Raw genomic sequence first — 13,220 nt, 5'->3', positions numbered from 1 at the left:
CGTCAAGCCTTCGTGTCGCGCAGCCGAGACACGAAGGGTGGAGGGGTAAAGGCCTGGACGGGCGGCAGCGGCGCATCGAACCGCTCCACCTGGACGAGGCAGGATTGTGCACTCGGCCCCTGGGCGAGACGCGATGTGCCGACATCCGCCGTCAGGACGTTGGGATTGCCGTGGATTTCCAAGGGTTGTGGATCGTCGGCGGCGGCCGGTAAGGGGTCATACCAGGCGCCGGTGGCGAGCTGGACGACACCAGGCAGAAGATCGTCGCTTGTCTCTACAGCAGCCAAGCAGGCGCCACGATCGTTAAAGACCTTCACCACGTCGCCATCGGCAAGCCCCCGTGCGGCCGCATCGTCGGGATGCATGCGCATCACCTCGCGGTCATGCACCTTGCCGCTCCGCGAATGGGCCGCGACATCATACTGGCTGTGCAGCCGGCGTTTGGGCTGGTTGGAGAGAAGATGGAGCGGGTAGCGGGCGGCCAGCGGCGCCCCCAGCCATTCCCTTGGCGCAAGCCACGCCGGATGCCCCGGGCAATCGTCATATCCGAAGCCGGCGACCGTCTCGGAGTAGAGCTCGATCTTGCCGGACGGGGTGTCCAGCGCATGCTTTTCCGGATCGTCGCGGAAGGCGCCGAGCAGATCCGTCTGTTCCGCCGGCGGAGGCGGCGGCAGGAGGGCGACGCCTTGCGACCAGAAGCGTTCGAATTCCGGCAGTTCATGACCGATACCGGCCGCCATCTGCCGGGCGTTGGAATACATGTGCCGGAGCCAGGATTCGATATCCCGCCCACCGGTGAACGCATCGCGTGCACCGAGCCGATCGGCCAGGCCCGCGAAGATCGCGTGGTCATCCCGCGCTTCGCCGGCCGGAACAAGGCTTGCATGGGAGGCTGCGATGAACAGATCGCGCGCCGAGCAGGCGATATCGTTGCGCTCGAGCGTCGTCGTCGCCGGAAACACAATGTCCGCATGGCGCGCAAGCGGGTTCCACCAGCTGTCGTTGATGATGACGGTCTCCGGCTTCTGCCAGGCACGGCGGAGCCGGTTGAGGTCCTGGTGATGGTGGAAGGGGTTTCCGCCCGCCCAGTAGATGAGCTTCAGGTCCGGATAGACCCGGCTCTCGCCGTTGAAATCGTAGCCCTCGCCGGGATGCAGGAGCGCATCGGCGATACGTGCAACGGGGATATAATCGGAGACCGCGTTCGTGCCTTGCGGCAGGGAGGGCCATTTGACGTCCGGTATCGCATTGCCGATACCGTTGGCGCAGGCGTAACCGAACCCGAAACCCCCGCCCGGCAGACCGATCTGCCCGAGCATTGCGGCGAGCGCGACGCTTGCCCAATAGGGCTGCTCACCGAAATCCGCGCGTTGCAAGGACCATGACATCATGAGGAAGCTGCGCGTACCGGCCATCGCAAGAGCGAGGCCCCGGATGGTCTCGCCGGGTACCCCGCAGATGTCGGCGGCCCATTGCGGCGTCTTCGGCAGTCCGTCCACGGCACCGGTCACATAGGCCGCGAGCTTGTCGTAGCCGACCGTATAGCGCGACAGGAAGTCGAGATCGGCACGTCCCTCGGCGATGAGAACCTGCATCATCGCCAGCAGCATGGCCGTGTCGGTTCCCGGGCGGATAGGAAGCCATTCGACATTATCGCCCGCCGTATCGTCCCTGATCGGCGAAACGGAGACGACCCGCACGCCATTGGCGGCGGAAAGCTCCATCGCCTCACGAACGATATGCGACGCCACGCCGCCGGAGCCGACCTGCGCATTGCGCAGCGGGGCGCCGCCGAACATCACGACGATCTTCGCGTGTAAGACGAGCCGCTCCCATGACGTGTGGCCGTCGATCAGGCCCTTCCGGCTCCCGATGACATGCGGAAGGATCATGTCCGCGGCGGCGAAGCTGTAGTTCTGCACCGACCGCGTATAGCCGCCGATGCTGTTGAGGAAACGATGCACCTGGCTCTGCGCGTGGTGGAACCGTCCGGCCGAACTCCAGCCGTAGGAACCGCCATAAATGCCCTTGTTGCCGAAGGTACGGCGTACGTAATCCAGCTCGGCGGCCGCGAGGTCGAGCGCCTCGTCCCAGGGCAGCTCGACGAAGGGCTCATAGCCCCTGCCCGCGCCATCGCCGGCACCGCGGCGTCCTGCCTCGCGCGCCTGGAGGAACGACTGCCGCACCGCCGGCCTCAGGATGCGCGACGGCGCGGAGTGGGCCTCGACCAGCCCCTCTGCAAGCGGCACGGGATCCTTGTCCAGCTCGAAGGGATCGAGGCGCGCGATCGTGCCATCGACCATCTTCGGCCGGTAGAGACCCCAATGGGTCGCGATCGTCTGCCGCTCGGGCGTTGGCAACATGAGGCTCTGCTCCTGTTCAGGTGAGATCAACTGCCTTCGGTTTGCGTGATCGGGCCGATGAAGAAGTCTTTCCAGGACGCGGGAACATCCTTCAGGTCTCCAAGCTCGCTCATGACATTCGCCACCTTCATGAGGCCGTTCGGCACGGTGGCATAATCATCATTGCTCGCCGCGATGACAGCGCGCAACTCGTCAAACGACAGAGGCGTCTTTTCCGCGGCGGAATACAGTTTGGTCGCCTGTGCGGGATCCTCAAGGATAATCTTGTTGGCACGGTTCAGGGTCTCGATGATCACGGCCGGAACATCGGGGTGCGCCGTGTAAACAGGCTCGATGGCGCCGAGGAAAGCATTGGTGGTCGCCGGATCGGCGAAGTCGCGCGAGGTCGCCAGAAGGTGAACCCGCGGCGATTTCGCAACGAATTCCGAATAAGGGGAAATCCCCATATAGACCTGGATGGCATCCGACCGCGTCAGCGCCGTCACCGCCTCGGTGTGCGGCAACAGAACGAGCTGGTTGTCGAAGCGGTGTGCCTGATCCGGCCCGAAATAGTGCATGGCAGCCAGCTTGACGTAAAGCGCCTGCGCGCTTTTCGGCCCCTGGACGGCGATCTTGTCGTCCGGCCCGATGTCCGCGAAACTCTTGATCCTGTCCGTGTTGGAAAAGACCGAGAACTTGCCTTTCCAGTAGGCCGAGATACCGCGGAAGTTCACGTTGCCCCGCGTCTTGGCCCAGGTGTTGAGGAGCGCCTGGTTGCCGAGCGTGCCGAACTGGACGTTCTGCGTGAGAATGGCGTCGATCAGTGCGGTAGCCACGTTGATGCGGCGGATCGCGAAGGTGGCATCCGTGACGCCGAGATCCTTTGCGGTCGTATTGAACAGGTCGAGCTGTTCGGCAACGGCGTAGGGAAGAAACGGCAGGCCGGTATTGATGCCGATGTTGATTTCCCTCTGCGCGGCGAATGCCGGCAGGCCGAGCCCGATTGAAACACCGGCACCAAGGCCTGCGGCGAGAAGACTGCGCCGGGTCAATTCCGGGGACTGTGTCATTGCAAGTTCCTTCTCATGAGGATGTTTTATGGGAGATCCGGCTAGTCGGGCAGCGAGCCGAGCTTGCCGGGATTCATGATGTCGTTCGGATCGAAGGCGTGCTTGAGGGCGACCATGCTTTCCAGCGCAGGCCCGTGTTCGCGGCGCATGAACTTCAGCTTGCCGATGCCGATGCCATGCTCGCCGCTGGCGGTGCCCCCGCTTTCGAGCGCGCGTTCCACCACGCGCGCCGCAAGCCGCTCGGCTTCGCGGATCTCGTCCGCCGCACCCGGCATGACGAGATAGTTGACGTGGAAATTGCCGTCGCCGACATGACCGTTGATCTTCGTGCGCAGGAACGACTGATCGGCATCCGCGCGCGCGGCCAGAATGTTGTCCGCAAGCGCGGAGATCGGCACGCAGGCATCCGTCACGAAGTTCGCCGAGCCAGGACGCAGCGCCCGTGTGGCGTGGCTGGAATCGTGCCGCGCCTGCCAGAGCCGATTGCGATCCTCCGGGCGCGAGGCCCATTCGAAGCCGTCCGCCCCATATTCGGCGGCGATGGCCTCGACCGTTTCCGCCTGCTCCTTGATGCCCGTTTCCGTTCCGTGGAATTCGAGGAACAGCGTCGGCGCGATCTTCAGGCTGAGCTTGGAATAGTGGTTGGCCGCCTCGATGGCGACCTCATCGAGAAACTCGATGCGGGCCATCGGAACGCCGGACTGCATGGTCGCGATGACCGCGTCCACAGCCCCCTGAAGAGAGCCGAACGTGCAGACGGCAGACGAGATGGCCACCGGGATCGGATGAAGCCGCACGGTCGCCTCCGTAATGATGCCGAGCGTGCCTTCCGAGCCGACGAAGAGCTTGGTCAGATCGTAGCCGGTCGAGGACTTGCGGGCGCGGGTTCCGGTCCGGATGACCTTGCCGTCCGGCAACACCACTTCCAGCGCCAGCACGTTCTCGCGCATCGTTCCATAACGCACGGCGTTCGTACCCGAGGCGCGGGTCGCCGCCATGCCGCCGATCGAGGCGTCCGCGCCCGGATCGACAGGGAAGCTCAGGCCGGTGGCGCGAAGATGCTCGTTCAGCTGCTTGCGGCGAACGCCCGGCTGCACCACGGCGTCGAAGTCCGCCTCGTTCACGGCGAGGATGTCGGCCATGCCCGAGACATCGATGGAGATGCCGCCCTTCAGGGCATGGGTCTGCCCCTCGATCGACGTGCCCGTGCCGAAGGGTATGACCGGTGTGCGATTGGCATTGCAGATCGCAAGTGCCTGGCTGACATCCTTCGTGCTTTCCGCGAAGAACACCGCATCCGGCAGCATGGCCGGAATATAGGAGAGATCGTCGCCATGGTGCTTGCGCACCGCTTCGGCGCGTGAGACACGCGTTCCGAAAAGGGCTTCGAGCTCATTGATCGTCTGATCGATAGTGGTCATGCCGTTGCAAGCCCCACCGCTTACAGGCGGAAGGCGCTTCCCTTCTTTTCCATCAGGGCGTTGAGGTTGAGCATTTCCCAGGTCGTGTTGCCCTGAAGGAGCGCTTCGCGGAATCGGATTTCCTTCTGCTCGCGCTCAAGACAGGCGTCTGCGGTCTCGGCGATCAGCGCCTTCGGGATAACCACCACCCCATCGTCGTCGCCGATGATGAGGTCGCCCGGCGAAACCAGTTCGCCCCCGAGGACGATCGGCTCGTTCAAGGGCCCGAGCGTTTCCTTGACCGCACCCTTGATCGAGATCGAGCGGCTGAAGACCGGGAAGCCGATCCTGTGAATGTCGCTGGCGTCACGCACGCCGCCATCGACGATCAGGCCTGCAAGGCCTTTGCCCTTGGCGGCGCTCGCCATGACGTCGCCGAACAGGCCCTGTTCGGTAAAGCCCGCGGCCGCGCAGACGAGCACGTCGCCAGGCTTGGCAAGCTTCAATGCCGCATGAAGCGTCAGGTTGTCGCCGGGCGGGCAGACGCAGGTGAAGGCCGGCCCCAGCACGCGCATGCCGCTGCGGATCGGCTTGATCGCGGAGTCGAGCGCGCCCTTGCGGCCCATGGCTTCATGCGCGGTTGCCGCGGTCACGGTTTCGTAGCGGGCCAGCAGTTCGGGCGTCAAAGCAAAATCGGTCATTTTCTGTCTCCGGTTCTCAACGGGTAACGTTCGCGACGCCCCAGACGTAATTCTTGCGCGGGAACTCTTCCCAGTACTGGCGCATGTCCTTGTGCGGGAAATCCTTGTAGGGATGCCGGCGAAGGGCATCGACATCGATGTCCACCCCAAGGCCCGGGCCGGTCGGCAGGTCGACCCAGCCATCCTCGATCGTCAGGCCCGGCGAGGCGATTTCCGCGCAGGCGTCCGACAGGTTGATGAAGCATTCGGCGATGAGGAAATTCGGGATAAGCGCGGACAGATGTACCGTCGCGGCGAGACCGATGATGGGGCTGTTATAGTTGTGCGGACTGATCGCGATCGCGTGCGGCTGCGCCATGGCGGCGATGTCGAGCATCTGGAGAATACCGCCTACAGCGCAGATATCCGGATTGAGTATATCGGCCGCGCGCTTTTCGAAGACCTGCGCGAACTGCTCCTTCGTATAGAGCGTCTCGCCGGTCACGACGGGCGTGGCGATCGAGCGGCGCACTTCGGCGACGAGATCGATATTGTCCGAAAGGCAGGGCTCCTCGTAGCAGAAGATGCCGAATTCCTCGAGCCGGCGCGCCACGCGGATGGCATGATGCGGCGCGACGCGGCGATGCGCGTCGATCAGGAGATCGATATCAGGCCCGAGTGCTTCGCGCACCGCGCGGACATTGTCGACCGCATAGTCCTCTTCTTCGCGGGAGATGAAGGTGCGCCACGGGCCGGGGAACGGATCCCACTTCAGCGCGGTGTAACCCATGTCCTTGACCTGCAGCGCCCGCTCCACGGTCTCTTCGATATTGGTGACGCCATACCACCAGCCATTCGCATAGATGCGAACCTTCTCGCGCACCGGGCCCCCCAGCAGATTATAGACCGGCTGGTTGGAGAGCTTGCCGACGATATCCCAGAGCGCGATCTCGATGGCGCTCCAGGCACAGAGGAAATCGACCGACGTGCGACGGATGGCGAAATCGTCGAACATGACCTGCGCCATGTGGCGGATCGTGTAGGGGCTGCGGCCGACGAGATAAGGCGCCATGGCGTTGACGTACTTCTCGACGATCGCTTCCTTCTTCACGCCGACATAGGCCTCGCCCCAGCCATAGGTGCCATCGGACGTCTCGACGCGCACGAACAGCAGGTTCTTGCCGCTGCCGGGATGAAACAGGAAGGTCTCGATATTGCTGATCTTCATCTTAAGGGTCCTGCGGCCGAACGATCGGCCGTGCTGTTGTCGTCTTAGAAATTGACCGCGACGCCCTTGGCGCGGAGGAAGCCGCCGAGATCGTTGACATCCCAGGGCGTTCTGCCATCGGCGAGAGCGGAGACCGTCTGGGCTTCCTTCTGCGCGCGCTTGCGGCAGGCATCGAGCACCGCTTCCGCCGTCTCCGCCGGTACGACGACGACACCGTCCTCGTCGCCGATGACAAGATCGCCAGACCGGACGAGAACGCCACCGAGCGTGATTGGCGCGTTGACCGGGCCGAGCACCTCCTTGACCGTGCCCTTCATGCAGACATTGCCGGCGAAGATCGGAAAACCGACCTCGATGATGGTCAGCTTGTCGCGCACGCCGCCATCCGTGACGAGGCCGGCCAGACCGCGCCCGAGGCCGCAGCTTGCCATGACGTCGCCGAACATGCCCTGCTCCGTCGCCCCCATGGCATCGCAGACCAGCACGTCGCCCGGGGCCGCCATCTTCAGCGCGGCATGAAGCGTGAGGTTGTCGCCGGGCTCGCAGGCGCAGGTGAAGGCGGGGCCGGCGATCTTCATGTCGCGGTGAAGCGGCTTGATCGCCGATGCCAGCGCGCCCGTGCGGTTCTGCGAATCGAACACCACGGCGGAACCGAACGAGAGCAGTTCCTTGGCGAGGGCGATCGCGTTTTCTCTATCGTGAGACGAACTCATGGAAGTCTCCAATCTTCAGGATGGATCGGCGCCGGAGGCGGAGCCCGGCAACTCGGTTTCAAGAACGGCCAGCGCCTCTTCGAGGCTGCCCGGCTGGCGCCGGCCGACGCGATCGGCGGCGGATGTCGCAGCCGTCTGCCGCATCACGCGAATGATGGCGTCTGTCATAATGGGCTCAACGCCCGCCTCCAGAACGAGGTCGCGGGCCAGCGACACCTCGTCGGCCCGGCGCGCGGCGTGCACGACATGGGATTTGAGGAGGATCGCCGCCGTGTCCCGCGCGCTGCGCGCATCGAGAAAGGCGCAGAACGTGTCGAGCACCTCGCCGGTCACGCCCGAGCGTTCAGCCACGACCAGCGCCTCGACATAGAGGGCTTCCAGCCCCTTGGCGAGAATGCTGCGGACGAGCTTCGTTCCCGCGGCCGCGCCGACCGCATCACCGACCAGCGTGATGTCCATGCCAAGGGGTGCGAACGTGTCGCGGAAAACGCCAGCATCCGCGCCGGAAGCGATGACCGGGACGCGGTGGCCGGACGTGGGCACCGAGCCGATGATGCCGGCATCGATATACCGGCCGCCGCCCGCCGAGACGATCTCGGCGGCAGCGCGCTTGTCTGCCGGCGCTGCGGAGGAAAAGTCGACGTAGAACGTCCCCGGAGTCAGGTACGGTCCGACGGATGCGGCGGCGTCGCGCGCCCTGACGGGCGGAACCATCGCAAAGATCCATTCGGCGTCCGAAAACTGCTCCGGCCCGGAGAGCAAAGTCGTCCCCGCCTGCGCCGCACGATCGCGCAACAGGGCTTCGCCCGGACCGCCATGGACCGATGGACTGTAGGCTGCAAGCCGCTCCACGCCTTGCTGCGCAAAGCCTTTGGCGAAAAGCGAGGCCGCTTCACCGAAGCCGACGAACATGAGGCGTGGGAGCTGGGCCATGTCGCTCACCACTTGTCCGGCGAAATGATGGAGGCGCTTTCCTTGGCGGAGGCGCCGGATTCGATGGCGCCGAGCAGGGCCTTTTCCTTCTCTGCGACCTGCTCCGCGCGCAACAGCACCTCTTCGCACAGGTCGTAGGGCACGATGATCACGCCGTCGGAATCCCCCAGCACCAGATCGCCCGGCAGAACCTGCACGCCGGCGACATCCACCTTGCCGTTGAATTCCACCAGCTCCATGCGGTGCTTGCCGGTGCGTGGGGTCGCTCCGCGCGCCCAGACCGGCAGCCCCATGCGTTTCATGTTTTCCACATCGCGGACACAACCATCGACCACCACGCCGGCAAAGCCCTTCGCGGCGACGGCGGTGGCCATGATGCCACCGATGTTGGAGGCGGTCGGAACCGCGCTGCCGTCGATCACCATCACGTCACCGGCTCTGGAGAGGGTCACTTCATCCACGGCACCGAGCTGCGGGCTGGTCCTGTTGGCAACGTTGTATCCCGCATTGAAGCGTGCGGGCCCGTGCTTGACGGTAACAGCCGGGCCGACCATGCGCTGGCCGGGCGCCAGCGGCGCCAGCAGCGTCGTCGGAATGGCACTGTCGACGCCGAACTGGTCCAGGATATCGGCGATCGAGGACGTGAGGTCGGGCAGACGCTTGTAGCGCTCGATGATATCGGGCGCCGGGCGCGGAAAACTCACCGCCCTGATGCGATCGACCGGGATAAGGCCGAGAAGCTGTCCTTCGAATGCCTTCAGCTGTTCGGCAACGGTTTGGGTGTTATCGGACAATCACGCCTCCATGGCCTGCCTGCGGCAGGCTTTTGCCGCCGAAAAGCCCGGCAAGGCTGCCCTCGATCAAGCGAAATAAATCGGCCGCACCCGATCGATTTCCTCGATCCGTGATCGCGGCGGTGATGCTTTGCCGTGGCTTGAGGTTCGTCACGCGCCCGGCCTCGCAAATCGGCAATGGTCCTGCGCCAGGCGCGCGATCTGCGAGGCGATCAGGTCGTCCCGGTAGATCGCCGCATATTGCAGCGGGCGCATCGCCATGCTCGTATGGACCACGCTGAGGCCGCCATAGGCCTGGAAGTATTCGCGCGGGAGATAGGCGATGCCCAGCCCCTCGCGCACCAGCTCCGCCAGCGCGATCATGCTGCTACAGGTGATGGTCTGGCGCGCCGTGTGACCGTGTTCGGCCAGCGTCTTCACAACGGTCTGATGCAGGAGCGAGCCTTCGTTGAAGGTCAGGAGCGGCAGGCCGGCAATGTCCTGCGGCGAGAGGATGCCCTGGCGCCCGAGCGCAAACCCCGAGCCGCACATCCAGGCGGATTCCAGCGGCTGCAAGGGCACGGAGGGCTGCCCGGCCAGCGCCTCGCTGTGTGTCATCGGGCACAATACGAGATCCAGCTTGTATTCGCTGAACTTCGCCTGAAGCTCATGCGTCATGTTGATGCTGGTCTTGAGATTGATGTTGGGAAAACGTGCGGTGATGGCGCCGATCAGCTTCGGCAGCCACGTCAGCGCCACCATTTCCGTTGCACCGAGATGGAAGTAGCCGGAATAACCCTCGTCACTGCTGGCATAGTGCTCGATCTTGTGATGCAGGCTGAGCATGGCCGAAAAATCGTCCAGCAGGCCGCGCCCCTGCACCGTGAGCTGGGACATCTTGTGAGACCGGTCGAAGACGGCAAAACCGAGCGACTGCTCCAGCTCCTGGATGCGCTTGGATATCGTCGATTGCGTGGTGTTGAGCCGTTCGGCAGCCGCGTGAAAGCTTCCGAGCTTTTCCACCCAATGGGCCGCTTCAACCTGCTTTATGGTAACCATGATTATCTGCCAACGAAGTTGAGCCGGGCGCCGCCCTAGCTGTTCTGCATGCCCCAGCGACGCACGGTGACGGCCTCGATGCTGCGGAAGACCACGCCCTCCACGAGAAGACCGATGATGATGACCGTCAGCAGGCCGGCGAAGACATTCGCGGTCTCCAGCGCATTCCGGTTCTGGAAGATGTACCAGCCGAGGCCGGCGGAGCTTCCGGAGACACCGAAGACCAGCTCTGCCGCAATCAGCGTTCTCCAGGCGAAGGCCCAGCCGATCTTCAGGCCGGACAGGATCGAGGGAAAGGCGGCGGGAACGAGAATGCGCAGCACGAAACCGACACCCTTCAGCCCGTAATTGCGCCCCACCATGCGCTGCGTCTGGCTGACGGAGAGGAAGCCGGTCAACGTGTTGAGCGACACCGCCCACAGCACCGAATGCACGATGACGAAGACGAGGCTCGTGACACCCAGCCCGAACCACAGAAGGGCGAGCGGCAGGATGGCGATGGCCGGGAGCGGATTGAACATCGCGGTCATCGTGGCCAGCACATCGGTGCCGACGCGGGTGCTGATGGCAAGCGTCGTGATGAGCGCGGAAATGCCGATCGCGACCGCGTATCCAAGCAGCAGCACCTGCATCGTGCCGTAGACGGCGCGGATGAGCACGCCCGAGCGAACGCCCTCCCACCACGCAAGCGCGGTATTGCTGAAGGAAGGGAACATCAGCTCGTTGCTGGCGTAACGGGCGTAAAGCTCCCAGGCGATGACGAGCACGAGGATGACGGCCAGGCGGCGCAGCCACGTCTTCTCGCTCAGGCGCTCGAAGAGGCCGAGCTTCTGCGTCACGTCGCCGATGGCATTTGCCGCGGCCAATGGACGATGAATGTCCGGGCGGAAGGCGACTTCTATCACCTGCTTTTGCGCCTGTGTCGAAACGTCAGCCATTTGCCACCTTCTGCTGACCGAACAGCATGCCGTTGATCTGCTTGTGGAACGAGACGAATTCGTCGCTTCCCGACTGATCGTGGGCAAAGCGCGTCGCATCGAGTTCCGCGATGATCTGGCCGGGATGCGGGGTCATCACCACGATCCGGCTTGCCAGCAGGATGGCCTCCTCGATCGAATGCGTGACGAAGATCATGGAGAAGCGGATCTCCGCCCACAAATCGAGAAGCTCCTCCTGCATGCGCCGGCGCGTCAGGGCGTCGAGTGCCGCGAACGGCTCGTCCATCAACAGGACGGCCGGCTCCATCGCCAGCGCCCTCGCGATCGCCACACGCTGCTTCATGCCGCCGGACAGTGTATGCGGATAGGCATCGACGAACTTGCCGAGACCGACCTTGGCGATTGCGGCACGCGCGCGGTCTTCCCACTCGCCACGCGCGAAGCGACCGGCCGTGCGCATGGGGAAAACGACGTTCTGCAGCACGGTCTGCCAGGGCAGCAGCTGATCGAACTCCTGGAAGACGATCATCCTGTCCGGTCCGGGCCGGGCGATACGCTGTCCCTTCAGCCGGATCTCGCCCTCGACCGGCGACAGGAAGCCGCCGATGCTCTTCAGAAGGGTCGACTTGCCGCAACCCGAAGGGCCCAGAAGAACGAACCGGTCATGCTCGTACATATCGAACGACACACGATGCGTGGCCGTCACGATCTGCTGGCGCGTCGCGTATTGCAGCGTCACGCCATCGACCGCGAGAAGCGGCTCGCTCGGACTGGTGTTCCGGCCATTGGTCTGTTGCATGCGGGCTGTCCTTCCTGCGCCACGGCCCCGCGGGAGCGGGGCCGCAACGACAATGCTCAGCGCATTGTCCGCGCTTAGCTTCCCTCGCCTTCGTTGATCGGTGCGAAGAAGACGTCCTGCCACTTGGCCGGCACGGTCTTGAGCTGGCCGAGCTTGCTGATGAAATTGGCGGTGTCGATCACGCCATTCGGCGTGGTCGTGTATTCATTCGCATTGTTGCGGATGATCTCGACCTTCTCGTCGTCGGCAAGCTTGGACGGCTCGGCCGCGAAGTAGATTTCCGCCGTCTTCTCGATGTTTGCCGGAATGAACGCGTTGGCTTCACCGAGTGCCGCCAGGAATGCCTTGATGACGACCGGATTTTCCGAAACGAAGCTCGAAAGGCCGGCCGTTACCCCGTTGGTGAGGCCAGGCGGATTGTAGTCGGCGGACTTGCCGATGACATGGACGTTGGGCGCCTTGGCAAGGATTTCGGTAAAGGGCGAGAGCGCGAAATAGACCTGAACCGTGTTGCCGGTCGAAAGTGCGGCAACCGCGTCGGGATGGGGCAGCGTGACGAGCTGCTCGTCGAACTTGTTCGCATTGCCGGGCCCGAAGATCTTCTCCGCCGCACGACGCAGGATCACGGCCTGCGAGCTCGTGGGGCCGGGTACGGCGATCTTGTCGGTCGGGCGAATATCGGCAATCGACTTGATGGCCGGATCGTTCGCATAGATCGTGTAGGAGCCCTTCCAGTAACCGCTGATGCCGCCCATCTTGTAGTTGTTGAGCGTCTTTTCCCAGCCGATCAACAGGGGCTGGATGCCGAGGGCCGCGATCTGCACGTTGCCGCTGAGGATCGCTTCGGTAATTGCAGTGGGACCGCCGAGACGGGTGATCTCGAAGTCCGATTTCACGCCGAGTTCTCCTGCATGCTTCTCGAACAGGCCGAGCTTTTCGGCGACGATGAAGTTGAGGTAGGGCAGACCGTTCTGCACGCCGATCACCGTTTTCGCCGCCTGCTGGGCGCGGCTCATCGATGGCAGGGAAAGCGTTGCCGCGGCGCCGGCCAGAAGGCCCAGTCCTTGGCGTCTCGTGATAAGCATGCTCGACTCCTTGGCGCCCGTTTCGATCGAAACGGGTCGCTGTGACGTGACGGGAATGTGGTGAACCGTCTTTGCGGTTACGCGATCGATTCAGACGTCGATCGCCGTTTCTAGCGCGTCCTCATGTCCAACCCTGCCGGACATGGGTTCATGCGGCTCATCCCTCTCATTCGAGGGGCATTCGAATATTCGATTGCCTT

At 63.8% G+C, this 13,220-nt stretch carries 13 protein-coding genes; all 13 read right to left on the bottom strand.

Translation table 11 applies throughout. From position 1 onward, the window contains the following. Nucleotides 1-2: 2 nt before the first annotated feature. Nucleotides 3-2,363, bottom strand: a complete 2,361-nt coding sequence (locus tag B5M41_RS01165; protein ID WP_134650329.1) for a molybdopterin-dependent oxidoreductase — start codon at nt 2,361-2,363, stop codon at nt 3-5. Between the two features lie 26 nt (nt 2,364-2,389). Then, nucleotides 2,390-3,412: an ABC transporter substrate-binding protein gene (locus B5M41_RS01160; protein WP_134650330.1), complete on the bottom strand. Its 1,023-nt coding sequence runs from the start codon at nt 3,410-3,412 to the stop codon at nt 2,390-2,392. A gap of 41 nt (nt 3,413-3,453) precedes the next feature. Then, complete coding sequence (locus B5M41_RS01155) at nt 3,454-4,833, bottom strand: FAD-binding oxidoreductase (protein WP_134650331.1); 1,380 nt, start codon at nt 4,831-4,833, stop codon at nt 3,454-3,456. Between the two features lie 20 nt (nt 4,834-4,853). Continuing rightward, nucleotides 4,854-5,513, bottom strand: coding sequence for a 4-carboxy-4-hydroxy-2-oxoadipate aldolase/oxaloacetate decarboxylase (locus B5M41_RS01150; RefSeq protein WP_134650332.1), 660 nt, complete (start codon nt 5,511-5,513; stop codon nt 4,854-4,856). Nucleotides 5,514-5,529: 16 nt separating this feature from the next. After that, nucleotides 5,530-6,720, bottom strand: coding sequence for a mandelate racemase/muconate lactonizing enzyme family protein (locus tag B5M41_RS01145; protein ID WP_134650333.1), 1,191 nt, complete (start codon nt 6,718-6,720; stop codon nt 5,530-5,532). Nucleotides 6,721-6,764: 44 nt separating this feature from the next. Continuing rightward, nucleotides 6,765-7,433 (bottom strand): 4-carboxy-4-hydroxy-2-oxoadipate aldolase/oxaloacetate decarboxylase, encoded by a 669-nt coding sequence (locus tag B5M41_RS01140; protein WP_134650334.1) that lies wholly within the window; start codon nt 7,431-7,433, stop codon nt 6,765-6,767. Nucleotides 7,434-7,448: 15 nt separating this feature from the next. After that, nucleotides 7,449-8,366, bottom strand: a complete 918-nt coding sequence (locus B5M41_RS01135) for a DUF1932 domain-containing protein (protein ID WP_134650335.1) — start codon at nt 8,364-8,366, stop codon at nt 7,449-7,451. Between the two features lie 5 nt (nt 8,367-8,371). After that, nucleotides 8,372-9,160 (bottom strand): RraA family protein, encoded by a 789-nt coding sequence (locus B5M41_RS01130; RefSeq protein WP_134650336.1) that lies wholly within the window; start codon nt 9,158-9,160, stop codon nt 8,372-8,374. Further along, a complete protein-coding gene (locus tag B5M41_RS01125; protein ID WP_167719225.1) occupies nt 9,150-9,314 on the bottom strand; it encodes a hypothetical protein in 165 nt (54 codons plus the stop codon). Before B5M41_RS01125 ends, B5M41_RS01130 begins: the two co-directional genes overlap by 11 nt. Then, nucleotides 9,311-10,198, bottom strand: a complete 888-nt coding sequence (locus B5M41_RS01120; RefSeq protein ID WP_134650337.1) for a LysR family transcriptional regulator — start codon at nt 10,196-10,198, stop codon at nt 9,311-9,313. The genes B5M41_RS01125 and B5M41_RS01120 overlap by 4 nt, the downstream gene beginning before the upstream one ends. Nucleotides 10,199-10,233: 35 nt before the next feature. Beyond that, nucleotides 10,234-11,136: an ABC transporter permease gene (locus tag B5M41_RS01115; protein ID WP_134650338.1), complete on the bottom strand. Its 903-nt coding sequence runs from the start codon at nt 11,134-11,136 to the stop codon at nt 10,234-10,236. Further along, nucleotides 11,129-11,935, bottom strand: coding sequence for an ABC transporter ATP-binding protein (locus B5M41_RS01110; protein ID WP_134650339.1), 807 nt, complete (start codon nt 11,933-11,935; stop codon nt 11,129-11,131). Before B5M41_RS01110 ends, B5M41_RS01115 begins: the two co-directional genes overlap by 8 nt. A gap of 74 nt (nt 11,936-12,009) precedes the next feature. Then, on the bottom strand, nt 12,010-13,020 hold the full coding sequence (locus B5M41_RS01105) for an ABC transporter substrate-binding protein (protein WP_134650340.1): 1,011 nt from the start codon (nt 13,018-13,020) through the stop codon (nt 12,010-12,012). Nucleotides 13,021-13,220: the final 200 nt, after the last annotated feature.

Origin of the sequence: Shinella sumterensis (assembly GCF_004514425.2) — a bacterium.
Classification (GTDB): domain Bacteria; phylum Pseudomonadota; class Alphaproteobacteria; order Rhizobiales; family Rhizobiaceae; genus Shinella; species Shinella sumterensis.
This window is presented reverse-complemented; position numbering and strand designations above follow the sequence as displayed.